The 26,779-nt window shown below is 53.6% G+C and carries 22 protein-coding genes; 3 read left to right on the forward strand and 19 right to left on the reverse strand.

The features are described 5' to 3' along the window. Positions 1-23: 23 nt before the first annotated feature. The 8 genes from BM395_RS18940 to BM395_RS18975 are packed head-to-tail and all read right to left on the reverse strand — an operon-like array spanning position 24 to position 9,366. Positions 24-1,397 carry a DUF1329 domain-containing protein gene (locus tag BM395_RS18940; protein ID WP_090514841.1) on the reverse strand — a complete coding sequence of 458 codons (1,374 nt, stop codon included), beginning with the start codon at positions 1,395-1,397 and terminating at the stop codon, positions 24-26. A 60-nt stretch (positions 1,398-1,457) separates the two neighbouring features. Then, on the reverse strand, positions 1,458-3,086 hold the full coding sequence (locus BM395_RS18945) for a DUF1302 domain-containing protein (RefSeq protein ID WP_090514844.1): 1,629 nt from the start codon (positions 3,084-3,086) through the stop codon (positions 1,458-1,460). 45 nt (positions 3,087-3,131) lie between these two features. Beyond that, positions 3,132-4,223: an MBL fold metallo-hydrolase gene (locus BM395_RS18950; protein WP_090514845.1), complete on the reverse strand. Its 1,092-nt coding sequence runs from the start codon at positions 4,221-4,223 to the stop codon at positions 3,132-3,134. Beyond that, entirely contained in the window at positions 4,220-6,082 is a 1,863-nt protein-coding gene (locus BM395_RS18955) for a long-chain-acyl-CoA synthetase (RefSeq protein ID WP_090514848.1), read from the reverse strand. The genes BM395_RS18950 and BM395_RS18955 overlap by 4 nt, the downstream gene beginning before the upstream one ends. Next, positions 6,079-7,164, reverse strand: a complete 1,086-nt coding sequence (locus BM395_RS18960; RefSeq protein WP_090514849.1) for an alkene reductase — start codon at positions 7,162-7,164, stop codon at positions 6,079-6,081. Before BM395_RS18960 ends, BM395_RS18955 begins: the two co-directional genes overlap by 4 nt. 11 nt (positions 7,165-7,175) lie before the next feature. Then, entirely contained in the window at positions 7,176-7,805 is a 630-nt protein-coding gene (locus tag BM395_RS18965; RefSeq protein WP_090514851.1) for a nuclear transport factor 2 family protein, read from the reverse strand. A 41-nt stretch (positions 7,806-7,846) separates the two neighbouring features. Next, positions 7,847-8,620 (reverse strand): SDR family NAD(P)-dependent oxidoreductase, encoded by a 774-nt coding sequence (locus BM395_RS18970; RefSeq protein ID WP_090514854.1) that lies wholly within the window; start codon positions 8,618-8,620, stop codon positions 7,847-7,849. A gap of 11 nt (positions 8,621-8,631) precedes the next feature. Beyond that, positions 8,632-9,366: an SDR family NAD(P)-dependent oxidoreductase gene (locus BM395_RS18975; protein WP_090514856.1), complete on the reverse strand. Its 735-nt coding sequence runs from the start codon at positions 9,364-9,366 to the stop codon at positions 8,632-8,634. 291 nt (positions 9,367-9,657) lie between these two features. Here BM395_RS18975 and BM395_RS18980 point away from each other — a divergent pair, with 291 nt between their 5' ends. The 3 genes from BM395_RS18980 (at position 9,658) to BM395_RS18990 (ending at position 13,949) form a co-directional block, all read left to right on the forward strand. Continuing rightward, positions 9,658-10,938 (forward strand): spinster family MFS transporter, encoded by a 1,281-nt coding sequence (locus BM395_RS18980; protein WP_090514950.1) that lies wholly within the window; start codon positions 9,658-9,660, stop codon positions 10,936-10,938. A 1-nt stretch (position 10,939) separates the two neighbouring features. After that, entirely contained in the window at positions 10,940-11,776 is an 837-nt protein-coding gene (locus BM395_RS18985) for an alpha/beta fold hydrolase (RefSeq protein ID WP_090514859.1), read from the forward strand. A gap of 124 nt (positions 11,777-11,900) precedes the next feature. Continuing rightward, positions 11,901-13,949 carry an oxidoreductase gene (locus BM395_RS18990; RefSeq protein WP_244529017.1) on the forward strand — a complete coding sequence of 683 codons (2,049 nt, stop codon included), beginning with the start codon at positions 11,901-11,903 and terminating at the stop codon, positions 13,947-13,949. A gap of 177 nt (positions 13,950-14,126) precedes the next feature. Here the strand turns inward: BM395_RS18990 and BM395_RS18995 are convergent, their stop codons facing one another. From BM395_RS18995 to BM395_RS19045, 11 genes are all read right to left on the reverse strand, one after another. After that, positions 14,127-15,836, reverse strand: coding sequence for a class I adenylate-forming enzyme family protein (locus tag BM395_RS18995; protein WP_244529013.1), 1,710 nt, complete (start codon positions 15,834-15,836; stop codon positions 14,127-14,129). An 86-nt stretch (positions 15,837-15,922) separates the two neighbouring features. Beyond that, complete coding sequence (locus BM395_RS19000) at positions 15,923-17,059, reverse strand: acyl-CoA dehydrogenase family protein (protein ID WP_090514867.1); 1,137 nt, start codon at positions 17,057-17,059, stop codon at positions 15,923-15,925. 10 nt (positions 17,060-17,069) lie between these two features. Beyond that, positions 17,070-18,260 (reverse strand): acyl-CoA dehydrogenase family protein, encoded by a 1,191-nt coding sequence (locus BM395_RS19005; RefSeq protein ID WP_090514869.1) that lies wholly within the window; start codon positions 18,258-18,260, stop codon positions 17,070-17,072. A gap of 117 nt (positions 18,261-18,377) precedes the next feature. Next, positions 18,378-19,862, reverse strand: coding sequence for an FAD-dependent oxidoreductase (locus BM395_RS19010; protein WP_090514871.1), 1,485 nt, complete (start codon positions 19,860-19,862; stop codon positions 18,378-18,380). 35 nt (positions 19,863-19,897) lie between these two features. Next, complete coding sequence (locus BM395_RS19015; protein ID WP_090514873.1) at positions 19,898-21,121, reverse strand: NADH:flavin oxidoreductase; 1,224 nt, start codon at positions 21,119-21,121, stop codon at positions 19,898-19,900. Beyond that, positions 21,060-21,575, reverse strand: coding sequence for a nuclear transport factor 2 family protein (locus BM395_RS19020; RefSeq protein WP_090514875.1), 516 nt, complete (start codon positions 21,573-21,575; stop codon positions 21,060-21,062). Before BM395_RS19020 ends, BM395_RS19015 begins: the two co-directional genes overlap by 62 nt. A gap of 3 nt (positions 21,576-21,578) precedes the next feature. Continuing rightward, complete coding sequence (locus BM395_RS19025) at positions 21,579-22,457, reverse strand: SDR family NAD(P)-dependent oxidoreductase (RefSeq protein WP_090514878.1); 879 nt, start codon at positions 22,455-22,457, stop codon at positions 21,579-21,581. Positions 22,458-22,880: 423 nt separating this feature from the next. Continuing rightward, a complete protein-coding gene (locus tag BM395_RS19030) occupies positions 22,881-24,047 on the reverse strand; it encodes an acyl-CoA dehydrogenase family protein (protein WP_090514881.1) in 1,167 nt (388 codons plus the stop codon). Positions 24,048-24,057: 10 nt separating this feature from the next. Next, complete coding sequence (locus tag BM395_RS19035; protein WP_090514883.1) at positions 24,058-25,233, reverse strand: lipid-transfer protein; 1,176 nt, start codon at positions 25,231-25,233, stop codon at positions 24,058-24,060. 13 nt (positions 25,234-25,246) lie between these two features. Continuing rightward, complete coding sequence (locus BM395_RS19040) at positions 25,247-25,669, reverse strand: MaoC family dehydratase (RefSeq protein WP_090514886.1); 423 nt, start codon at positions 25,667-25,669, stop codon at positions 25,247-25,249. Continuing rightward, positions 25,638-26,774, reverse strand: coding sequence for an acyl-CoA dehydrogenase family protein (locus BM395_RS19045; RefSeq protein ID WP_090514888.1), 1,137 nt, complete (start codon positions 26,772-26,774; stop codon positions 25,638-25,640). The genes BM395_RS19040 and BM395_RS19045 overlap by 32 nt, the downstream gene beginning before the upstream one ends. Positions 26,775-26,779 lie beyond the last annotated feature (5 nt).

A 26,779-nucleotide genomic window follows, 5' to 3' on the forward strand; every position in this document is an offset into this window, starting at 1 on the left:
AACACATGACTCAGCTCGGGGGATTAGCGTCCCCGTGCACGCAGCATATCGGGAGTGAAGAAGCTTGGCTCATAACCACCTTTGTTAATGATCGGACCTTTTTCGCGCTCCTGAACCAAGGTGTAACCCACGTACTGACCACTAGAAAGATCGTGGTAAAAAGAGGCACCCGCTTGCCACGCACTCATATCCGGATGGTAGTAGTAGTTAACGAATGAGTGTTTCCAAAGCTTGCCACGATTGTCATAGAAGTCAGCAATTACTGCATGCCAAGTATCTTCATCCAGATACATCACTCGTTCACGATAAAGGTGGCGACTACCCTCTTTGAGTTTGGCTTTGATGACCCACACACGACGCAATTCATAGCGCATGTAATCAGGATTGGCGTGATGCGGAGTCAGTAGGCTTGCATAGGTCACATCTTTGGTATTGACCTTATAGCCATTAGCTGGGATGAAAATTTCCTTTTTCCCAATCAACTCCCAGTCATACCTCTCTGGTGATCCATTGAACAGACGATCCGAGTCAATCGTCATGGCACCGTTTGACCCACCCAGTGGTTGATCGAAACCATAACCTGGCGCGAGTCGAACTCTGCGTGTACCGGTGTTATAAGTCCATGCTACACGCGGCGCGGCTGCGTAGTTGTATGGTTCATGGTTGACCGAGGTATTACCGCTTTCTCGCAGCGGCAATTGAACCTCGTTCATGCAGTAGGATGAAACTTTGTCGTCTGTATGAGGGCGGCCGGTAGGGCTGCTTGCAGGCGATAAACAGATGCCATGGGTACGGCCCCAACCAATGTCTCCGTTGGGTTGTACCGAGGCCAGATCCCGCACTACATCCTCAGTCCATGCACGATAAGGTAGCTGGTGATTCCACAGCACTTCGATGGCTGACTTCGGAATCGGGAATGGCGTGTTACCTAGCCCGGTATAGCCCATGCCATCGTCGACAATCTCGGCATTAGTCGCGTTCCACTTAGCTCTTTCGCAAACTGTCTCCGGGTAGGCGAAGTCACGGTGACTGGTATAAACATTGATTTTGAACGTTTCCGGATAACGCTCGAACATCGCTAACTGTCCTGCAGTCAGATTTTCACTATGTTCTTTAGCATTAGCGGCGGTAATCACTAAAATTGGCTTTTCATCTTTATATGGATCAACTGGGTGCGCACCGCTGTGCGTGGGGGCAGTCCAGCCTGGAACTTCACCGACATACTTACGGGTGTACGGTGGAATGGTTCCTGCCGCATTTCCTGCAGCTTCGGCGCCCACACACGTCAGGTCTTTGCCCAAATGATCAGCCTCTTCTGGGCTCACCTTTGCTTCAGATAGTGCACTGGCCATACTAACAGCGACGGCAATAGAGAGAACTGCACTGTATTTCAGCATTATTTTTATCTCCAATATGGGAGCGCAAACAAGCGCTCCGTGCGTGCTCGATCAATAACGTTAAAACGTGTATTTGGCGGAAAACGTGATGTTGTCGCGGTCAGTCAGCAGCCGGTTGTTATGCAGACTCGCCGAGCTCAAGTAGTTGGTGTACGTAGTGTTAAATTCGAGGTTGCCCAAGCGTTTTAACGTGGCGCCGATGGCTAAGCGCTTATCGCCCTCACCCGCGCTAATAGCACCCTGCAGTGGCGTGCGACCATCAAGCACTTGCGCAAAACTCACCGGAACGGTCAGGTCCCAACCCGCAAAAGTCCCCGGATAACTGAAACTTGCTTGAAGGGTGTAAGCCGTAGACGTCTTGGTCTGCCAGTTATTGCCCTGGTCGTATGTAAAATCGGTACTGCCCCATACTGGGTCTGCGTCCACATCATCAGCCCGCACATGCACGATTTCACCGAGCAACGTGGTGGAATCCGCCCAGGCCGCTGCACCCATTGTGTAGATGAAACTTAACTGCATCTGTTGGCCTGAACCCCGAGTTGGAGTCGGACCTGCTGGGGTCATTACATTGATCGGTGCGTTATCGCGGTAGCTCCATTCACCGCCCACCTGTGTATCCCCAATCAATGTGGAGAAACTGACGCCTGTGAGGTTGATATCCTCAAAGTAATCCACCATGTAGGTGGTAGGCAGTTTCGGACTGATCGGATTCAGGCCATAACCACCCAGCGTTACACCCGCAGGGTTGCGGTCGTGATAACGCACGTGAAACAGACCAAACTCCCATTGCAGAGTGGGCCGGTACATCATGCGCACACCATATTGGCCGCTGTCTCGGGGCTTGTTGGTCCCGGCATACTCAGCTTGCTGATAAAAGCCGGGAGCAAGCTGTAGAAGCAAATACTCACTGCCGGGGCCGGTGACATCTGAAGTCGACAGGTACGAGCCGACAGGATTCAGCTCATTACCTTTCCACTCATATTGGTAATACGCCGATATGCCGAGATCTGGATTAACTTCCCAGTTAGCCGATACCTGACCGACAGGCAATAGAATCTCTTTGGTTTCAACGCCGGGCTGCCCCGACTTAACTACGTCGACAGATGACTGAACGCCATTTACACCCGGATAAAACAACCCTTCCCCCCATGCAACCATGTGCTGGCCGAGACGTAAGGAAAGACGTTGATCGCTTGGCAGGTCGAAGTTGCCATAAACGTAAGCATCGAGAAACCGCCCGTAGCCACCAGACCATCGCTTGGTTTGTCCAGTGAACTCATCATTCGCGCCTGACTTATTGATGGTGCTTGGCGAGTTGTTGTCGTTGCTCTGGTGGTACACGTCGTCATAAAAAGCGCTGGCACGCAGAACAGCGCCCAGATTTTTATGGCTAAGCAGCAGCTCAGCCAAAGCCCCCACTCGATTACTGGTCAAGGAATGTCGGTCGAAATTTCGATTGCCGTCATCCCCATTGATGTTGCTGAGCAGCTCGCTGTCCTGATCACTCAGACGCATTCCAAGGCCATAGCTGGTGGTTACCGACCAGTTCAGCGTTGTTTCATCGCCCAGGCTTATGGGCTCTCCGGCAATAGCAGGAGACGAAGAAAACGTCATAACAGCCGCTGCCAATGAAGCCAGCGCAAAACCGCATGAAGTAGCCGGCAGATGGATCTTATTGTTGTTGTTCATAACTGCTCCTACGTTTGCAAGGTAATCGACCCTGCGATTGGGTGGTTACAGATGTATGTCTTCTGGCGAGCCGACTGACTGCTCGTTGGTTTGCGCCAAGCTATAGCGCCAAACCTCGCCAACTAGTTCGCGCCGCACAATGCCCTCTTCCATCAGGAAGTTCAGGTGCGCCAGGGTTTCACCCACGGCCATGAGATGATCGAAACCATTGCGTATCCGTGTGAAAAGCAATGCCCTCGCCTCCTCGGCTGTCAGCGGTTCACGCAATGCCTTAGTCAGGGTTTCTAAATGGCGTTCGTGATGCTGTTGGAGTTGGCTCAGTCGTTTGTGCAAACCATAGAAAGGCCTCTCATGCGCAGGCAAAACCAGCACCGAGTCAGGTAATTGGCGTAAGCGTTTGAGTGAGTCGAGCCATTCAAGTAGTGGGTTAGCATCGGGCTCGGTTACGGTAATGCACACGCTGGAGGTAATTCGTGGCAATACTTGATCGCCTGAGATCAACAGCTGATCTTCTTCGCTATACAAGCAGGCATGCTCAGGTGAATGACCTGCGCCAACCACTACCCGCCATTGGCGCGAACCTATTCGCAGAAGCTGGGCATCACGCAGGCGTCGATAGCTGTGCGGTTGCTCGACGCTAAAAGATGAACGACTTATGGTTGGAACGATCTGTTCGATGCCGGCTTCACTGACACCCGCACGCCGGTATAGCTGGAGAAATGCCCAGTTCGGCTCATCCCCTTTTGGATTGTGCAAACTGAGAGACTGGAATTCACCACAGGTCATATAGACCGGACATTTGAAACGGTCTGAGAGCCACGCCAGCAAACCAGCGTGGTCATAGTGAAAATGGGTGCAAATCACCGCAAGTACAGGCTGATCCGCAAACAGCCCAGTCATCACTCCTTCCCACACCTTACGTGCTTCGTCTGTTGGCATACCGGTATCAACAATCACCCAACCTTGCTCATGGCGGAGCAAATAGAGGTTGATGTGATCCAGAGCGAAAGGCAGTGGCATGCGTAACCAAAAAACGCCCTCGGCGACTTCGCGTACATCACCTTTTTCCGGCGCAGAGTCCCAAGGAAAACGCAGCGCCTGCTGGCCCTCTTGGCCACACAGGCTCACCTCGCTCACAACGAGTCTCCAATAAATGGCGGCAAGCCATTCCGTGCCAACACCGCATCACTGTATAGCTGGTAACCGCTACTGGAGTCATCGCGCACATACAGCGGTTCGCTGATCAATAGTGGGTTGTAACCCTGACGCTGAAGATCAACTTTGCGCAGCTTGAAGGTCGTGGTCATATCGGCCATCGGCGAGACGCGGACAAATACCGGCACTGCGTAATGCGGAACACGCTCGCTGGCAAACTGATAAAACGCCTGAGGATCAAAGGTATGACCTGGCTGCATCAGAATCGCAGCCATCCCCGCGCGTCCTTCATGACCGGGTACCAGAACACCATAAATATTGATCAGTTCAAGCCCAGGGAAATCTCCCAGTGCATCGGCTATCTCAAGGGTTGATACGTTCTCGCTTTTCCAGCGGAAGGTGTCGCCAATGCGGTCGACGAAGTAGCAATAACCATCCTCGTCATAACGCAGTAAATCACCGCTGCTCCACCATGCATCGCCCTCGGAAAATACATTGCGTAAGGTCTTCTTTTCGGTCGCCTCGACCGAGGTATACCCCTCGAAACGCCCGGCACCGATGTCTGGATGATCAACGATGAAGCCTACAGCCTCTCCAACTTCATGGGGTGCACAGTGCACGTAACGGCCTTGCTCATCACGAACATGGGTCTGAGTTTCAGTGTCAAACTTGAGCAGGCGTAGATTGGTCTTGTCCCAAAAAGGAATTCGCCCGCAGGATCCCACACGGTTGTCGACATTGAGCGTCGCGGTATTGGCTTCAGTCGAGCCCCAGCCTTCGTAGATATCCAATTCACCGAAGCGCTGTACCCAGCGTTGCCAGACATCTCGACTCAGTCCGGCGCCAAGCATGCAACGTAAGCTGTGCTCACGGTCATCTGACTGCGCAGGCTTGTTCAATAGGTATCGGCAAATTTCGCCAATGTACTGAAAAACACTGACATGATAACGGCGGATATCAGCCCAGAATTCACTGGCGCTAAACTTGCGCCGGAATACGATTGCAGCGCCGCTGACTAACGCAGTGGAGGTAATTGATGTCGCTGCAGCCCCGTGATAAAGCGGTAAACAGCAATAGAACACGTCCTCGGGCGTCACATCGAGCGTTACACGCATGACGTCCCCTGAGCTCATCCAGCGCATATGGCTGTAGCGTGCCGCCTTCGGCAGGCCCGTCGTGCCTGAAGTGAAGATGTACAACATGTCATCTTCAGCTTTAAGGCCTGCTCGCAAATGCGCTGCTGGCCTTGCATCAGAAGCGTTTGCTACGGCCGCTGAAAAATCACAATCAAAACGCGCAGGTACCTCACCGGTGTATGGTTTTTCGGCATCAGGCACTAACCAGCAGGGATAGTTACAAGTTTCTTGCGAGGCGATGAAAACACTCAAGCACTCTTCCCCAACGATCACGGCCTTCGCACGAGTACTGTGCAGTGCATGCAACAGTGCTTTTCCGGTTAGGTGATAGTTGATGAAAGCCGTGGTCACGCCGAGTTTCGCCAGGGCGAACCAGTAGAAGAAAAACTCTGGCCGGTTTTCCATGGCCAGCGCACATACATCCCCGGCCTGCAGCCCACGACGTAGCATTTCGTTGGCGCAGCGATTAGCTGCTTGATCGACTTCGGCATAAGTGAAGCGCTGACCGGCATAGATCAACATCGACCGCTGCGCATGCGTGTCAGCCTGACATTCAATGCGGTCAGCCAGCGTGTACGAATCGCGAGGTTTGATCAAACTGGCAGCGGCAGCTCGTTTGTCGAGTTTGGCCTGAGTCGCCTCACGAAGTGGCGGCTCGATACGGACGGATTGTTGTTCTTGTAGCGCCGTAACTTGGGTGCTCATGCGTAGTCCTCCTGAAGGCTCTCGCGATACGCCGGGTAATCTGTGTAGCCCTGGGCTCCTAGTGAGTAGAGGGTTTTACGATCAAATTCGGCGAGAGCAACACCATCGCGAATGCGCTCAACCAGATCAGGGTTGGCGATGTAGTGACGGCCGAAGGAAACGGCGTCCGCCATGCCGGATTCAACGGCGGCTAAAGCGCTGTCAGGCTCAAAGCCATCATTGATAATCAGCGCGCCCTGAAATTGCTCGCGAGCCTGAGCGAAAGCATCTATGCGCTTACTGTGTGCCCGCATGATGTGCAGATACGCCAAATTCATACCCCGCAGACCGCGTAGCAACTCGGTGAACGTGGCTGCTGGGTCACTATCCGCAATGTCGTTAAAACGATTGCTTGGGCAAAAGCGCAAACCGACTCGCCCCGCACCGATAGCATCGGCCATGGCAGCTAACACCTGATGACTAAAGCGCACACGGTTAGCCGGGCTGCCGCCGTATTCATCAGTGCGTTGATTAGCGTTTTCCGACATGAATTGCATCGGCAAATAGCCACTGGTGCAATGCAGTTCCACACCGTCGAAACCCGCTAAGCGCGCATTCAGCGCCGCCTGGCGATACTCAGCAATGATTTGCTGAATTTCCACGCGACTAAGGGCTTCAGGCTTGTCTGTTGGCGCCATACCCACTGTGTCTGTAAACAGCTCAGTTTCGGCTGCAACCGCTGATGGCCCAACTGTGCGACTGCCAACAGGTTTGTTGTGATGGTTGGCAACCCTGCCACAATGCATTAATTGCAATACAATCTGGCCACCCCGTGCATGCACGGCATCGGTGACCTGTCGCCAGCCGGCAATCTGCGCAATGCTGTAAATCGCTGGCGTACGGCAGTAGCCCAAGCCATCGACGGACGGAGCTGTCCCTTCGGCGACTATCATCCCGGCACTGGCGCGCTGCGCATAATATTCAGCCATCTGTGCGTTCGGTACGGCACTGGCATCTGAGCGACTGCGGGTCATTGGCGCCATTACAATGCGGTTGGTTAATATCAACTCACCGAATCGTGCGGATTGCATAAGTGCTTGCATGATTCAACCCCTCAGCGCACACGTATCTTTGGCGCTGGGGTATCAGCCCGCATCTGCCGCAGAAATTGTTCAAGGGGAGCCGGTTCAGCGACCTCGCGAAGCTGATCACGCACGGGAGAATTGGCCCAGAATGCTTTCCATGACGGGAATAGCTCATGGAAAGTACCGTGGTACGGAGCATGACCAGGCCAGCGCATTTTCATGTCGCCAATCGCGGGCTTGTTCAAGTCCGTGGCGTACCAATAACAAGGCAAGCGGCGACGGAAAAACCACTGCCCGTCAATCCGCTCGTAGTCATCCCAGTACAGCATCTGCATGATCACCCACTCGGCGCCCGCTTCATGCTCATTCTTGGAGTACACGACACCAATTGCATGGTCAGCATCAACAAACTCGATAATGTGTTGACCGATGTGGTGCGACGTACCCGTGAACTGATGACGCAAGGTGTCATCGACCCAGGCTTTGAGGTGTGCACGTCCGGTTTTTTCCCGGCCGACACGAATGTCAGCAGCGAATAAATTGACGTGTGCATCGAGGTCGCGCATGTCTAGAGATAATGCGTATTTGCCAACTAACTGGCGAATCGCTTCGAGTGACTCAAGACGATCGAGACGCTGTATGAGGGTATCGTTATCCATGCTATTGCCTTTATTGCGGGCAGATCCGGGCTAAACGCCGGTTATTCAAATACTGTGTAAAGGTCGGAGCTGCGTCCGCCATCTACCGCGAGGCTTGCACCGGTGATATAGCTCGCTTCGTCGGATGCTAAAAAGAACACTGCGTTGGCCAACTCATCCGCCTGGCCCACACGACCCATCGGGATTAGCTTCTCGGTATTAACGCGACTCTTGTCGTCACCGAGCATGCCGGCGGTGGCTGGGGTAGCAACGACGCCGGGCACTACCACGTTGCAACGAACGCCAACAGACGCACCTTCTGATGCAACGGCGCGTGAGAAATTGATCACAGCGGCTTTTGCGGCTGAGTAGCCGGTCATCCATGCCGTACCAAAAACACCGCAAATTGATGCAATATTGACGATCGACCCACCGCCCTGCTTTTTCATCAGCTGCATTGCAGTGCGGGTGCCCCAAAAAGTGCCATCAACAGTGGTGGAAAAATTGGCGTGCCAGTCCGCCGTAGACATTTGATCTACAGCACCCCAGGTATAAGCCATGGCGTTGTTCACCATGACATCGAGACGGCCGTACTCGGCAGCAGTCGACTCAATGGCGGCGACAAATGCCTGCTCATTGCTGACGTCTGCGACGCGGTAAGCGGCTTTACCGCCGGCATGGGTAATTTGCTCAACCACCCCTTGAAGCGGCTCTTCACTGCGACCACAAATAACCACCATGGCGCCTTCTGCAGCGAACTTGTGTGCTGTTGCAGCGCCAATACCAGAGCCACCGCCGGTGACAAAACAAACTTTATTTTGCATACGTGCTGACATCGTCTGACTCCTCAGATGAACGCAGAGCCGCCATTAACGGCGAGGTTTTGTCCGGTTACAAAACTGGCATCGTCACTGGCCAGGAAAACCACTGCATGGGCAATCTCAGCCGGCTGACCCAGACGGCCAAGCGGGATGGCAGCAATCATCGACTGCATCCACTCATCAGGGATGCCACTCATCATCGGAGTGTCTGTAGGACCAGGCACAAGCGTATTAACGCGTATTTTTTGTGCCGCCAGCTCACGCGCTAAACTGCGGGTGAGGCCCATAATTCCGGCTTTGGAGGCAATGTAATGACACGGCCCTTCACCGGTGGCAGCACCCGTGCTGGAAAAGTTGATAATGCTGCCTGCAATGCCTTTAGAGACCATCAAGCGAGCGGCTTCACGGGCGCACAAAAAGCTGCCTTTAAGGTTAACGCCAACAACTCGGTCCCAGTTTTCGACAGGGGTATCGAGGAAGCTATCAACTGAGCCGGTTCCAGCGTTATTGACCAAAATATCCAGCCGGCCAGCTTCATTGTTGATACGCGCCATAGCAGCCTGAACTGAGGCTTCATCCATCACATTGCAGACGACTGCGTGAGCCTTACCGGACAGGTCGGCAACACTGGCGTCAATTGCCTCAGCATTAATATCTGCCGCGTAAACGGTGGCGCCTTGCGCCACAAACTCACGGACAATGGCAGCACCCATTCCCTGAGCTGCACCGGTGACGAAGGCAATCTTATTCTTGAGTTTCATAGCTGCTCCTTATTGGCCGACATGGGTCTGGCCATTCACGGTTGCAGCTATGATTCATGCGCGAACTGGGTCGAACATCGTCCGATGAGACTAAGCAGTTTGTGCTGCACATTAGCCAGATATCACAGATCTGACTGACTGGTCTAAACGGACGATGAAAGCCAAGTGATGCCAACAGATGATCCGTGGAACTAATAAAAACAAGCGGAGCGATACCACGTGAGCGCACCTCCTAAAATTGCCGTACCTGAGTTACAAAAGGTCACGTGGCGTACCCACTACGCCTTGTTCATGCTGGCCATCATCTACATATTCAATTACATCGATCGTCTCGTCGTCTCCATTCTGATTGAACCCATCAAGGCTGAGTTCGGTGTTTCAGACACCCTGATCGGGTTGGTATCCGGCGTCGCTTTCGCGCTGTTCTATACAATTTTTGGAATACCATTCAGCCGTTTGGCGGACCGAATAGGCCGAAAACCAGTCATTGCGATGGCTTGTGTCGCCTGGAGTGTGATGACCATGCTCTGCGGCGTTACCACCAGCTTTGCCCTGTTACTGCTGTGTCGCATAGGCGTAGCAGTGGGTGAAGCAGGCGGTTCTGCACCGTCGGTGGCAATGGTGTCTGCCTTGTATCCGCCCGCGCAACGTTCGCGTGCGTTAGCAGTGCTGCTGATGGGGCCGGCATTAGGTGCAGTTTTCGGTTTAGGTATCGGCGGCTGGATCGCTGAAACTTACGGCTGGAGATGGGCATTTATTGCCACAGGTGCACCGGGTGTATTACTGGGGGTGCTATTGGCGCTTACGGTTCGTGAGCCCGCTAAGGCTCCGGTGCCAAAGGAACTGGCGAGAGACGAGGGATTTTTCGCAACGCTTACCAGCCTGCTGAAAACCCCTTCTTACCTTCTGATTATTCTTGGAGCCAGTATCGCTGCTATTGCGGGGTATGCCATCGCGACCTGGAATCCAAGTTTCCTTATACGTTCGCATGGCCTTAGCCTTAAACAAGCAGGGTTACTCATGGGGCTCGGGGGTGGTTTGATCGCCGTTCTGGGTACGCTCGCGTGCGGCTGGTTCACCGACCGGATGACCGCACGGCACCCAGGCTGGCAATTGGGCGCGGCATTATTCGGCAGTCTCTTAAGTATCCCTTTTTGCCTGGCTTTCTATCTCTGGCCTGCAGGCACCGCTTTTGAGTTAGGCGCAATGCCTATTCCGACTGCTTTCTTCTTCTACTGTGGGTTTGCCTTCTTTGGCATGTGGTGGTCAGTCCCCTGCTTCGGCTCTATGAGCTTGCTTTTTCCTCCACACAAGCTCGCCCAAGGCACGGCCATGTTGTTCATGGGCATTACTTTATTCGGTGTCGGCTTAGGCCCTCTGGTTATAGGCGTAATCAGTGATGTGCTTGAAGCCACAGTCGGAGAAGAGGCATTGCGCTATTCCTTGGCAAGCACCGCCGGCTTGCTCGCGCTGTCATGTGTGTGCCTGGCGATGGCTATTCCACGGTATTTGCAGCAAGTCACGAACAACCCCCTAGCGCCGGTAGAAACGGCGAATCCACTTAGGAGTTAACATGGATTTAACCAATCAGGATCTACCTCTTCCGACCGGCAAGTTCGTCACATTGGAATCAGGATTAACCCTGCATTACCTCGACATTGGTACAGGTCCAACCGTCGTCTGGTTACATGGCAGTGGTCCCGGCGCCAGCGGTTTTAGTAACTTCAAAGGTAATTATCCAACCTTTGAAGCAGCTGGGTATCGCAACATTATCCTGGATCTCCCAGGCTTCGGCCGTTCCGATAAGCCTGACGACGTTAATTATGATCTGGATTTTTTTGTTAGCGCACTTAAAGGATTGCTCGACAACCTAGACATAGAGCGCTGCACATTACTTGGTAATTCGTTAGGTGGCGCGATTGCGTTAGGCTTGACGCTTGCCCATCCGGATCGCGTTGGGAAACTAATTTTAATGGCGCCAGGCGGTGTTGAAGAACGCGAGACCTATTTCAAGATGAAAGGCATCGCGCGCATGGTTGAGGTTTATGGCCAGGGCCCGATGGGTATTGAGCAAATGCGTCAGTTGATGAGCTTGCAATTGTTTGACAGCAGCCAATTACAAGACAGCATACTTGCCGAGCGCGTTGCAGTCGCCGTCACCCAACCAGCCAATTTGTTTTCCACCATGATGGTGCCAAACATGACCGAACGTCTCAAAGAAATTCAAGCACCGATACTGGGCTTTTGGGGCACTAATGATCAGTTCAATCCTCCCGCTGGCGCGTTCAAGGTGCTCGACAATGCACCCAATGCCCGGTTTATTTTACTCAATCGATGTGGCCACTGGGTCCAGGTTGAACATCAGCAAATGTTCAATGACGAGTGTATTGATTTTCTTGCTAACGCCTGACTCCTGAAATAACCGTTGCCTCACTCGAGGCAGCGTCGAGGTTAGCCCCATGTCCTATAAGAATCTTCTTGCTCCGGGTCGCATTGGCGACTTGGAACTGCGTAACCGTATTATCATGGCGCCTATGGGCTCCAACTTCGCCGAAGTCGACGGTACTTGTGGCGAGCGCATCCAAGCCTATTATGAAGCACGCGCTGCTGGTGGCGCAGGTTTACTGATTATGGGCGTTTGCTCAATCGCATTTCCTGCGGGCACGGCCGAGCCCTATCAAGTTGGCGTGTCGGACGATCGTTTTATTCCCGGCTTGAGCCAACTGGCTGAGCGTGTGCACAAACACGGCGCAAAAATTGCGATGCAGTTACAGCATGCCGGTAAAACTGCAACCCGAGATATGGCAGAGGGCCGTGAACTGTGGGTGCCTTCCATGCCACCTCCCTTTCAGACCGACATGATGAAAGCATTGACGCCTGATGAGTTGAGCAACTTTATCAGCGCCAGTCGCACGCGCAATCGTCCAACTATCCGGGTGATGCAACAGCCAGACATCGAACAAATGATCGAATGGTTTGCCTCCGCCGCTGAGCGCGCTCAGCGCGCTGGTTTTGACGGGGTAGAAATTCACGCTGCACACAGTTATATCATCGCAGGATTTCTCTCGGCCTATTACAACCAACGCGATGATCAATACGGCGGCAGCCTGGAAAATCGTGCCCGTTTGATGGTCGAAGTGTTGCATGCAGTACGTGCACGAACAGTTAAAGATTTTGGCGTATGGCTGCGCCTTGATGCCTACGAGTTACACACTGACGGCGGCATTACACTTGAGGAATGCAAAGCATTCGCTGCGATGGCTGAAGCGGCAGGCGCTGATGCGGTATCCATTTCAGCCTACGCCGCAATCAAAAACGGCGTTGCCTTTACTGAAGCACCACTGGTGCAAAAGCCGGCAGGTTTTCTAGATTGGGCAGGTGAAGTCAAAAAATCGATCAGCATTCCAGTCATTAGTGTCGGTCGACTCGAGCCAGATGTCGCCGACAAAGCGATTGCTGATGGCACCTGCGATTTTGTGGCCATGGCGCGCAAAATGCTCGCAGACCCTGAATTGCCGAACAAGCTAGCGCGCAATGAAGCCGCATCCATACGTCCATGCATCTATTGTTACGTGTGTGTGAGCCAGATTTTTGTCAATGAGCGGGTAAAGTGCGCGGTTAACCCTTTCACGGGCGCGGAGTCTCAAAAGGTCATTATGCCCGCCGAAAAGGCTCGTCACGTGGCTATCGTTGGCGGTGGTCCTGCTGGTCTGGAAGCTGCACGACTGGCAAGTCTACGCGGCTTTAAGGTGTCGTTGATCGAGCGCAGCAATCGCTTGGGGGGCACATTGTTCTTCGCAGCCCTCGCCTACCCTGAGAACGGCAAATTGCTCGACAACTTGCTGCACCAAGTAGCGCAATTGCCAATAACGGTGCATCTCAATACAGCTGCTACGCCTGAGTTTTTGCAAAAAATTGGTGCCGAGCATGTGCTAGTCGCCAATGGCGCTCGCCGGGATGCTCCAGACATTCCAGGTACTGACGGTAAACAGGTCTGGAGTGGTGATGAGTTGCGTCGTTTAATGACGGGTGACCGTGCAGACGAGGTCGCCAAAGCCAAACTTTCTATCACGCAGCGCACAATGATGAAGGCCGGCAGCCTGACCGGAGCAACAAACAGTACCGACGCGCTTAAACAGTTATCACGTCTGTGGATGCCACTTGGCAAACGGGTGGTGATTATTGGCGGTGGTTTGGTGGGCCTCGAATTGGCTGAATTTTTGGTCGAAAGAGGACGTCAGGTCAGCGTGCTTGAACCGAGCGAAAGCCTGGGTCGTGAAATATCGATCGTGCGCCGCTGGCGAGTGCTGGATAACTTGAATAAGCACGATGTGCCGTTACTCACGCACTGCACTGTGCAACGCATTGATCAGCAAGCGGTGCATTATCAAGATGCCGAAGGGGTTAGTCTCAGCCTTACAGCAGACTCAGTCGTGCTAGCGATCGGTGCAGGTCCTGATGAAACACTGGCGAATAAGCTTCGCGAAGCCGATATACCGCTGCAAAGCATCGGCGACTGTAACAATCTGGGCTATATAGAAGGCGCTATTCGTTCAGCCACCGACGCGGTGCTGGCCCTTTAACGCCCTTGCCCTTTACAGCCTGCTCGGTCAATCACCATGCGGGCTGGTTCTTTTACCCCCCTTCGCTCTTCTCAACGACCAATCAGTACGTTCAACCTATCGATTGGACCTGTACGGGTCACAAAAAAAATCGCCGATACACTGATCGTGCATCGGCGATTTTTCATAAAGAAGACGTTAACTCATCACGCCTAAATGCTGCTTAATCAGAGGTTTCTGCAGTTTGCCTGTTGCATTGCGCGCTAAGGGTTCTGCACTGAACCATACCTGTTCAGGGCATTTATAGGCCGCCAAAGACTCGCGAATATAGGCGCACAATGCTTCTTTGGATAAATCCTCTCGACAATGTACGGCCAGTCCGACGACTTCACCGAAACGACTGTCAGGGCAAGCAAATGCCGCCGCCTCGATGACTGCCGGATGTGTGGCCGCTACCTCTTCAACCTCTATCGCAGAAATGTTTTCACCGCCGCGAATGATGATGTCTTTAATCCGATCGGTGATGTAGAGCATGCCGTCGGCATCCAACCGGCCTATGTCGCCGCTAAATAACCAACCATCCTGTAGCGTCTCACGAGTTTCTTCAGGTCGGTTGCGATAGCCTTTCATCAGTGTTGGCGAGCGCATCCAGATGGGGCCTGGTGTGCCTGCAGGCACGGGTTTATCCGGTCGATCACCAATCACCAGTTGCACGATTGGCAGCGGCCATCCTGCACTTGCCGGAAAATTCAGGAACTGCTCGCCACCGTGGGCCGCACCAATGCCGTTGCCTTCGGTCATGCCGTAACCTGAGCCGACCATGGCTTGTGGTTTGACACTCAGCAAACGATCCAGCAAAGCATTGGACGCCGCTCCTCCGCCAAGACCCAATGAGAACAGACTGGCGGTGGCTGGCGAATCAAACCGCTCGTGATTTAGCAGCTCCTGCATCATCACCGGCGCACCATTGAATTGTGTGCAACGCTCGCTCTCGATCAGCCGCAACGCTTCTTCAACATCCCATTTATACATAATCACCATGCGTCGACCGTTGCGCAGCATGCTGAGAAACTGTGCGTGTAAACCGCTCACATGAAATAACGGAAAACACAGCAAAGCCGTCGGCTGCAGTCCCGAGTCAATAATCGGCTTGATTCGTTCTGGTGAGGTCATTGCGGCCATTGCGCCTTGATACTCGAGCGCGTAAAGAGCTTGCCCAATGGCACGGTGACTGGACACAACACCCTTGGCACGACTAGTAGTGCCCGAAGTAAATAGAATCAATGCATCATCTTCCGGGTCCGGTTGATGCAAAGTGAACGCGGTGTCAGCCACTGCGATCAAGTCATCCCACAGTGCACTGACAGGCTCATCACCTTGCCCGTCCAACAAAACAACCTGAGTTGCTTCAGGCAGACCACCGGCCACTTGCTGCCAACGTGGCTCATCACATATCAGTAACTGCGCATCAGCCGCTTCAATGCTATATAACAACTCATCGCGCAGCCCCCAGCTATTGAGCGGCACAGGGATTAATCCAACTTGAGCACAAGCGACAAAAGCGATCATCCATTGGGGCCGGTTGCGCATTGCAATGGCCACGCGCTGGCCAGGCTGCATGTGCAATTGTTTTTGTAGTGCAGAACTTAAACGGTCCGCTTCAACAAAGAACTCTGAGACGCTGAACCGCTGGTCCTGCCAATGTAAAAATGGCACATCGGCATGCCTACGACCGGCCTGAATAGCCTCAACCAGATTTTTCGGCGCATGTCGAAAAGCCTTAATACCCTTAACGTCAGTGTCGAGCGCAAAGGGCGACTGATCGTGCAACAACTGCGCAACACTGGCGCGTGCTTTGTCGAGAAATGCTTGTTGATTACTCATACTATTCGCCTTGGATTTATTCATTGTAGGCAGGCTAAAACGGCATAAGTATGGCGCTGGACGTTTACCACCCAGCACACTTACACCGCTTTACTCAGGTCGAAGTTTGTTTATTGGACCTGCAGTCGCGCTTCGGCGTAGCGACTGACATGCAGTTCACTGTGTCCCAACTGAGCTTGTGCAATTCGAATGCGCTTGAGATAAAGACCCAGGTCAAACTCGTCAGTAACACCAATGCCGCCGTGCATCTGCACCGCTTCATTACTGATCAATTGGGCTGCTTGATTAGCTTTCCATTTCGCTAAGCTGACCAACCGGCGGCGCTGTTGTGGTGTGCAGCTGTCGCGATCAAGGCACTCGAAAGCGGCCATTACCGCACTGCGTGCCAATTGCACTTGCACATACAAACGGGCAGCCCGGTGTTGTAAGGCTTGGAAACTGCCAATCGGCGCATCAAATTGAACGCGGGTCTTGAGATACTCCAGGGTCATCTCGAACACCACTTCACACATGCCGAGCATTTCAGCCGCCAGGCATGCCCGACCGCGATCCAGCGCCCAATCGAGCACAGCTTCCGTATCGCCAGCATCAAGCATCGCGCTCACGGGTACACAGACGTTATCCATAATCAACTCAGCGGTGTTACGCGAATCAATCATGCTGCGTGAAGCGACTTGTATGCCGTGCACATTGTTTGGCAATAAAAACACACCTCGCTGGCCATTCTCCAGCCGTGCGACCACTAGCCAACCATCCGCACCCACCCCATCACTCACCCAACGCTTACGTCCGTTTAAGCGATAACCATCGCTGTCTTTTATGGCGACCGCATCGCAGCGCTGTGGTTGATGACGAGCGCCTTCATCAATTGCCAGGGCATAGCGCTGCTCGCCACTGATCAAACCGGGCAATAAGGTTTCTTGCTGCTGGACATTGCCTAAACGCTCAATCAGGCTGCCACACAGCACAACACTGCTGAGTAGCGGCGAAGCGCTCAAGTGCCGGCCAATTTGTTCGAAAACGGGGGCAAAGCCTGCAAAGCCGAAATCCAGTCCGCCTTGTTCTTCCGCGAAGGCCACGGCTGACCAACCCATCTCAACCATGCCTTGCCAGACCTGCGGCTCAAACCCCTGCTGACTGCCCGCATCACGCAGAGCACGCTGAACTGAAACAGGTGAGCGTGCCGCTAAGAAATCATGCGCACTGTCCTGCAACTGCACTTGATCATCGTTATATATCAGACTCACAGCGCGCTCCTCACTTTGATTCCGGCAGGCCAAGCACACGCTTGGCGATGACATTTAACTGGACTTCAGAAGAGCCGCCAGCGATCACCTGTGCGAAGCTCATTAACCATGATCCAGTTAACTCAAGGTCACGAGAGGCGAAACCATCCCCCTCCCAGCCAAGCGCCTCGTTGCCAAGCAACTCAAGCAGAAGCTCAAATTTTTCGCGCTCTTGCTCGGTATGCACCAGCTTCGAAATTGCCATAAGTCCGGAGGCATCTTGGCGTGCGCCCATACTGTCGGCCATGCGTCGATTGGTCAGGCTGTAGGCTTCTTCATCCATCATGCAAGCCACTGCACGCTGGTGTAGCGCTACTTCCTCAAATGTTGTGGGTTCTGGCAATGCTCGCTGTAGATATTCATCGAGATCAAAGTGGGTCGGCAGCGCCGACTCACTGAACTTCGACATGGCTCGACGCTCATGCTGAAGCAAGGCTTTGCCCAACTTCCAGCCATCATTCGGCTCGCCAATTAACTGCGATTTAGGCACCCGGACGTTGTCAAAAAACACCTGACAGAATGATGATTTGCCGCTGATTAAATCAATCGGTGCGACGCTAATGCCGGGCGATTTCATGTCCAACACTATCAAGCTGATACCTTGCTGTTTAGGTACCATCGGACCCGTGCGCACCAAGGCGTACATCCAATCGGATTTATTGCCGTATGAGGTCCAAATCTTGGTGCCGTTGACAATATAATCGTCACCATCGAGCACTGCACTGGTGCGCAGACTGGCCAGATCAGATCCTGCATTGGGCTCTGAAAAACCCTGGCACCAGCGCACTTCACCCCGGGCCATTGGCGGCAAGAAACGTTGTTTCTGCTCCTCACTGCCATACTCCAACAGAACTGGGCCGAGCATCCAGATGCCCAAGTTTATTTGCGGAGGACGGCAACGTAACCGGCGCATCTGGTTCGTCAGAATACCCTGTTGCTTGGCATCCAAGCCGCCGCCGCCATACTCAACGGGCCAATCAGGGCAAAACCAGCCCTTATCACGCATACGCTCAAACCAAAGACGTTGATCGTCATTTTTGAACTCAAGCGTTTGCCCGCCCCAGACCATTTCATCTGAAGGCATCGGGGTTCGCATGGAGGCCGGACAGTTAGCCTCCAGCCAAGCCGCAGTCTCTGCACGGAAGGTCTCTAGTTCGCTCATCGTGTACCTGTTCGGATTTGGAACCGGGCTAAAACCCGGAGACAGAATAAGAACTCGACTCTAATCAGCGGTAGCTCACACGGCGTCGTCCGTCTGGACGACGCTATGCTCTGCCGTTCAGTTCTGTGTTTGTTGAGCCACGGTGCGCCCCGCTAACCGCCCGAAGTAAGTCGAGTCACCCAGCGATAATCCAGAGCTATACCCCTCACCCCATCGCGGCAATCCACATGCCGTGCGCCCTGCGGCATATAAGCCAGCGATAGGCTTGGCATCACCATCAAGGACCTCGCCTGTGGGGCGCGTCGACAATCCGCCCAGCGTGAAAGCGTGCCCTTGATAGTCGCCGCGGCAATAACTGATTGCCGCAAAGGGCGGCACAGTTAACGGCCGCAACCACTCCGCCGTTTTGTGCAGATAAGGGTCTTGCTGCTCAGCCGCAAGTCGATTGAATTCGTCTACCGTTCTAACCAATGACCCAGTCGGCAGGCCTAGCTCTTGCTCAACTTCTTGCCAGGTTTCACCGACTGCGGAAATTTTCATATCTTGTTGAATGATTGGGCGACCAAAAATCTCATCATCAACCAATAACCATGCACGCTCCTCAGGCTGGCGCATTACATGGTGAGCCACACGTCCGTGGTAACTGTCCTCATTGATGAAACGCTGCCCGTGGGCATTGATGAAAATGCCTTTTACCAATGAGGCCGGTGGGAAAAACGGTAAGGTGGCGAAAAATTCCTGCATGTTCACTGTTGCAGCCCCGACACTGATGCCCATACGTATGCCTGAGCCATCGTCATTACCCGCCGAAACTTGTAATTCACAAGCTAATGCCGCGGGGACGAAACGCTTAACCATTTGGCTATTACAAATAAAGCCGCCGGCGCAGAGAATTACTCCCTGACGCGCCTCGATATAACGTATATCGCCATCAATTCGGGCTACTACACCGACTACCCGTGACTCGCGATCGCGTATCAATGCCAGTGCGCGACTGTTGTATTGAATCGTGGCACCGAGAGTTTGCGCACGCTCACACAACACCTGCATAAGTACCTTACCGCCACCCCAGCCTTCAAACTGCACGGTATGCCCACGCGGGGCTGGTTCAGCAACGATGTTATACGGCCAGGATTTCTCATTCCCAGACCAAAGCAACGTGTCATCTGTCGGCGGCTCAATCCATTTACCCGGCAGGTAACTACCTTTAAACGGCACGCCTTGCTCACGCAGCCAGTTAAAGTGTGACTGTGCATTCTCAGCGTAAACACTAATCCTTTCAGCATCGGCAGCAGGGCCGCCAGCCATCAGCAAGTATTGGCGCAAAGCTTCAGTGGTGTCAGCAAAGCCATGCTCGCGCTGGACATCTGTACCGCCGTTGCCGCCGACATAAACCTCGCCGCCAGAGAGTGCGGCGCTACCACCACCGCTAGTGGCAACCTCTAACACCGTCACTGACGCTCCAGCGACAACTGCTTCAATGGCAGCGCATGCGCCAGCGGCGCCAAAACCAACAACTAAAACATCAGTCGATAAATCCCAGTGCGGAACCTGCTCAAGCGAACATGCCCGACCAGGAGAGAACTGTTGTGCAGTGTTCATGCTCACCTCATTGTTATTATGCGTGCATCTAAGCCTTAAACTGCAGCGGGCTGGCGATTTAGTTCGGCACTCCTGGGATTACCAAGAATGCAAGATGTACCCCCTTCGCTGTACATCATGGTTACGCACCGATTGCATGCTGTGCAGCCAGAGCGGTCTGCGTCACCGGTTTGTAATTGCCCAATCCATTTGGGGTCGTGAATCAACACGCGACCTAATGCCATTGCATCAAAATCTTCATGGATCAATGTGCTGACGCCCGAAGCTGAAGTAAGTCCCCCTAAGTAGGCCAGTGGCATTTTCACGGCCGCACGTATCTGCCGTGAGTACGCCAGCAAGTACAACTCACTGAACGGTACTGGCTTCTCAGCCAACTGCTGCAGATACATGGCAAATTTCATGATGGGATTGGTGATCACTGCACGGTTTTCAGCCGGAAAAGAGGAACCAAACATAGTGGTAATGGACTCCGCATTCAGCCCCGCACTGAGCACCAACATGTGGGCACCTTCTGCTTCAAGTGCCTGTGCAATCGCAATACCATCCTCTATGCGATTACCGCCTTTGGCACCATCAGTTATGCTGAACTTGCAGATAACGGCGAGGTCTTGGCCTACAGCATCCAGTACGGCACGTAGCACTTGGCGCGGGAAACGCAGACGGTTCTCTAACGAGCCACCAAATTCATCTCGGCGCTTGTTGTACAACGGGGATAAGAATTGGCTTAGCAGATAACCATGGCCCATATGGATTTCGACCGCATCAAAACCTGCCTCGCGGGCTAAACACGCCCCTTGCGCAAAGTCACTGGCGATACGCTGCATATCACTGACGGACATTTCTCGTTTGAAAAACAACCCGCTCATCAAACCAATTTTGTTAAAACCGCCACTGGCTGAAAGCGGTCGTCCCTGCCCCGGCTGACGAGTAAACGTAAAACACCCACCGTGGGTGATTTGCGCAGAAACCCTGCCGCCTTCTGCATGTACAGCCCCAGTAAGGACGCGTAAATGCGGCAGTGCTTCTCGGTTAAGGCAAATTTGATTGGGCAATGTACAACCATCGGCACTGACTGCGCAGTAAGCAACCGTAGTCAACGCCGCCCCGCCTGCGGCAATCCCCGCGTGGAACTCAACTAACTGGCGCGAAGGCACCCCATCAGGTGACATTCCTTCATTTGTAGCCGCTTTGACAAATCTATTTTTCAGTGTCAGCGGACCGATCTGCAAGGGCGTGAAAGCCTGTTGAATGTCCTGCATCTTGAGCCTCTCCTACATGTTGTCCATTGATGCATGAGTGCAGTCGACACACTGTGTGAACAATGCGCCAGCCTTGATCGGTACGCTGATAACGGTCCTCATAAACACCACCCAGTTGACGCGTTACACCGGTGTTGGCATCGAGGTTGAAGTAGTACAACGCCCAAGTTGCATGGGCTTGATCAGCATTGTCGAGGCTGATTTCAGGGTTACTGCCATGATGCAAGTCCACAACTCGGGCATGGCAAGCCATTTGCCGATAAACCTCAATGAAGTCCTCTCGGCGCCTAAAACAGCCGATGGGACCGTAGTCGATGTAAATCTCTCCTTCGGCAAAACACGCTTCAATATTCGCCACATCCTTACGGTCGCAAGCATTCAAATAACGGTGTTTGAGTGCGCGTATCGCCTCAATGGCTTCAAGTCGCTGCACTCGCTGGAGTAATTCGTCCATGGTTTAACCCACCCTCGCACTGTGTCTTAAAGGGGGCGCACCGAGTTGCTCACGTAATGAGCGAGGTTGATGTCCGTCGAGATCACGCAGGCCATATTCCAGCGCCAGTTCAGCGCCAATCAGGGTTTTACCGCTGCGCTGTTTAAGTGCTGGGTCAGCGAGCAAGGCATATATGAGTTTTCCGGTGAATTCCGGGGTTTCAGCGCGCTCAAGAAACTCACTGTAATCAACAGAGTCAGCGCCGCTAACTAGTGCACTGCGCTGAGTTTTCTGCAGGCCCAACCACAACGAAACTGCAGACACCGATGTTGGTTCAAGTTCAACCGCCATATCGGCTGCCATCTTGTCGCAACCGGCTTTTTGCGCGCCATACGCCGGCCCATGCATATAGCAATTGGCACCGTAGCTGGAAGTAAACACGATAAGCCCGCGGTTACTTTTGAGCAGTAACGGCATAGCAAAGTGACTGGCGACATAGGCTGAACGCAAACCGACGTCGAACATGCCGGCCATCGCTAACGGTTTTTGCCAGAACGGCTGTGTGTCGGTGAGCATCGGCGGTAAGCATGCGGCGTTGTTTACCAAAAGATCCAAACGGCCGCGCTCGTAGTCAATGCGCTCGAAAATGGCCTTAACTTGCGCATCGTCGGCGTGATCGCAGCGTAAAGCAATTGCAGTGCCACCAGCCTCTCTAACAGCTTCGGCAGCTTGCAGCAAATTCCCCGAGAGCTGCTGACCATTAACAGTGTCTGAGCCAATACCGACCAGCGTGCGGCCGCTCAGATAGACGATCATCCCTTGCTGCCCGAGTGCTTTGGCAATTCCCGCACCGACTCCGCGACTTGCACCGGTGACCAGTGCGACCTTCGGTTGCGCATCCATGTTGGTCTCCAACCCATTGATCATCACTTGATTGTGGAAATCGCGGGCACAAGCAACATCGTCCACTTAGACGAGGCGACATCTGTTCGACTAGGCAGAATGGGCTTTAAGCAACAGTAAAAACCGGTCGCTCGAACAATCTCAATAAAAAGGGGCCCGACATGAAGCACTCAAGCATTAGAAGCTGGGTTTACGTCACTGCCATGTTAATGCTGTTTTCCGGCTTGATCGCAGGCGCGTTCTTCGCAACGCCAAGCCATCAGCACATGAACGCATGCAAGGCCAAGAGCACTTATTGCCATTTCCGCCCGTCACTGCAAAACCTTTTGCCCTGAGTTCTATGGAACGCGCAGAACTGCTCGTTTTTTAACTGCCCAGACATGCCAAAGGCCAGCACTAGGCTGGCCTTTGGCAATAGTTGCTCTAACGTGAGCGTGGCATGCCCAGACCGAACTGAGCAATCAGCTCGCGCTGGATCTCATTGGTGCCGCCGCCGAAAGTAAGCGTCACACATGCACGTACATCGTACTCCAGCTCACCCATCAGGAATGCAGCGCTACTGCCATCGCGCACCAGGCCGTTAGCGCCAACAATTTCAGTTAGCTTGCGCAAAATATCGATCACGGATTCAGATCCAAACACCTTGGTTGATGAAGCCAACGCCACATCCATCTGCCCTTGCTCCAACCCAGCGGCAATGCGGAAGTTAATCAGTCGCATTGCATCGATTTTCGCATAGCATTCGGCCAACAACGTGCGTACCCATGCATGATCTACCGCCCGCCGTCCTTGCTCATCTGGTGCTTTAGCCCACAAATACACCTTGCGAAACATGCCCACTACCCTGTCGGCCCAAGAACCTAACCCGAGTCGCTCATGGTTGAGCTGAGACGTGACCAAACGCCACCCCTTGTGCAACTCACCGACCAGCCGGTTGCCCGGCACAATAACGTTGTCGTAATAAGTGGCTGCGGTAGGATTGCTACAGGTCGGGATCAGCGTGTGCGAGAACCCCTCACTTTTACAGTCGACAATCAGGATCGATATGCCTTTATGACGCGGTTCATCCGGGTCGGTCCGCGCCGCGAGCCAAATGTAATCAGCGGAATGAGCACCTGACGTCCACAGCTTGTTGCCGTTGACCACAAAATGATCCGATTCAACACGCGCCGTGGTTTTCAACGGAGCCAAGTCCGATCCCGCGCCAGGCTCGGAGTAACCGATGGCAAAGTGGATTTCACCCGCGGCGATGCCCGGCAGAAACGCTTCTTTCTGTTCGTCAGTGCCCGCACTCATCAGCGCAGGGCCGACCGTACTGATGGTCACGAATGGCAACGGTGCTCCAGCGATGTTGGCTTCTTCGAAGAAGATCAGTTGTTCAGTCGGTCCATAGCCCTGACCACCGTACTTTTTAGGCCAACCCACTGCCAGCCAACCGTCCTTACCCATCTGCCGGACCAGGCGATGTGAAGTATCACTGCCTTCAACACCACGAAGTTCACGGCGCAAATCGTCGGTCATGAGGTTATTGAAGTAATCACGTACTTCAAGGCGCAGCTTGCGCTGCTCTACAGTTAAGTCAACGTACATAGTGGTGTCCTCACGCCTTGCCGAGAATAAGACCGCTGGTTGGCACGCCTGTGCCTGCCGTCACCAGCACGTTCTCAACATCTGCAACCTGGTTGACCGAACTGCCGCGTACTTGCCGTACACCCTCTGCAATGCCGTTCATCCCATGAATGTAGGCTTCGCCCAACTGTCCGCCGTGCGTGTTGATCGGCAAACGACCGCCTCGAGCATGATGCCCAGCGCGGATGAATTCCTTGGCTTCGCCACGATCAGCAAAACCGAACGACTCCAGTTGTGGCAAAACAAACGGTGTGAAATGGTCATAGATAACCGCCGTCTGGATAGCATCAGGACCTAGACCAGCCTGACGGTATATTTCCTTGGCGACTACATCCATCTCCGGCAAGCCCGTGATGTCTTCTCGGTAGAACGAGGTCATGCTCTGCTGACCTTGGGATATACCCTGCGAGGCACCTTTGATTATCACCGGTTTCTGCTTCAGGTCCTTGGCCCGATCAACCGAGGTGATAACCATCGCCACCGCACCATCCGACTCCTGGCAGCAATCAAGCAAGTGCAATGGCTCGCAGATCCAGCGCGACTGCTGATGTTCTTCCAGGGTAATCGGTTTGCCATGGAAAAAAGCAGCAGGATTACTGGCTGCAAAGTCGCGAGCAGCAACCGCTACGCGACCAAAGTCTTCCGATGTTGCGCCATAGGCATGCATGTAACGTCGGGCAAACATGCCGACCCATGCTGCCGGGGTATGAAAACCGTGCGGCATGTACCAGCCATAGTTTACGTTCTCAAAAATAGGCGAATCACCAAAACCATAATTGCCGTTACCGAAGCGATACCAGGAACGCTCGTTCATCGCGCGGTACACCACTACAGTTTTGGCAACCCCAGTAGCAACTGCCATTGCCGCATGCATCACCGGACCACAAGCCGCACCACCACCGTGAGGAACCTGCGAGAAGAAGCGAACATCCTTGCAGCCCAACAAACGGGCAACTTCATACTCAGGCACTTTATCAACTGAGTAAGAACTGAAACCATCAACTTCCTTTGGGTCAATACCGGCATCAGCCAGGGCCGCCAGAGTCGCTTCCATAGCCAATCGCAGCTCTGTTCGCCCAGACTTCTTGGAAAACTCGGTGGCGCCGAGACCGACAATCGCGGCCTTACTGCCTAGCGAATCACTCATGTTGGTGCCTCCATTATGCTGGCAGAACCACGGTGACCTTACCGGTCGCGTGATTGCCCATAGAATTTTTGCCTTTCAGACTGACCACCAACGTACTGCTGGCTTCGTCCCGCTCAACGACTTCACCACTAAAGGTCATGGTGTCACCCGGATAATTCGGCGCGCCTAGTTTGAGCTGGATGTCCTTGAGTATTGCCAACGGCCCCGCCCACTGTTCGACAAAGCGTTGGACCAGAGCCGTTGTGGTGAGAATGTTCATAAAAATGTGCGGTGAACCCAGCTCGCGTGCAGCATCCGCGTCATGGTGACCAGGAAAATAATCTCGGGTGGCAATAGCGCCGCCATTGATCAAGGTCACGGTGACTGGAATCGCCAGTTCTGGCAGTAGCTCACCCATCTGGGTTTCAGCAATGGCTTTGGTTTTCATCGAGGTCATATTTCCATCCAAGCTTGTCATTGTTGGCCAGCCAATCGCCTAGGCGTTCCAGCGTTGCCGCTGAGCCTCCGAGCACAACGCTCAAGTAGCGACTCCAGTAAAGGAAGCGGTGAATCGGGTACGTCAGGTCAACGCCAATACCGCCATGTACGTGCTGCGCTTTATGGCCGACCAGATGCGCGGCTTCAGTCGCCAAATACCGAGTCGCCAGTGCTTCGCTGTCGCACGGCAGATCAGAGTCGAGTCGATCACATAGCTGAAAAAGCGCGCTGCGTAGCGCCTCCAGGGACATATGCGCATCAGCCATCTCCATCTGCACAGCCTGGAATGAACCGATCGGCCGATCAAACTGCACTCGTTCGTTGACATACTCGACCGTACGCCTTAGCTGCTCTTCGCTAACACCCAACTGCAGCGCCGCAACTGCGGCAATTGCCCGCTGCTCCAACCAGGCAGTCGCTGCGACTGGCAATACTTGATCGAGACCGAGACATACCTCACGACAAACCACGTCGGCAACCGCCAGACCATGGGTGTAAACGCCTTCGACCAGCTCAACGCCTTCGGCGCGAGTATCGAGCAACACTAACTGGATGCCGTTTTCGCTACTGGCTGGCAGCAGCAGGTAATCTGCCTCCGCACCCAGGTCGACAGCGCCGACGTTGCCTGTAAGTACCCAATGATTGTCTTGTTGCTGAATGCTCAAGGTCACACCTTGGCTTGAAGCCAAGCCATTGAGAGACACGCTGAGCAACTTTCTTGCTGCTGCGGCCTGCTCGATCAGCTCACGCTGCTGGTCACCCGCAAAACTAGCCAAACAAGATGCGGACAACTGATGCTGCCATAACGGCACATGCGCCAGCCCACTGCCCTGAGCCTTAAGCACACAGTACAGATCGGTTAAGCCCATACCTGTCCCGCCGTATGCATCCGGGATAGCTAAACCATGCAATCCGGTTTGAATACAGGTTTGCCAAAGTGCTTGCATGTATGGCTGTTGGTCTAGGTCGAATTCGCGCATACGTTCGTCATCGCAATAATCGCGGAAAACACTTTCCGCCATCTCGGCAATCGCGCGCTGATCTTCACTTAATGAAAAGTCCATAGCTC

The sequence above is a fragment of the Pseudomonas marincola genome (assembly GCF_900116605.1).
Taxonomy (GTDB): Bacteria; Pseudomonadota; Gammaproteobacteria; order Pseudomonadales; family Pseudomonadaceae; genus Aquipseudomonas; species Aquipseudomonas marincola.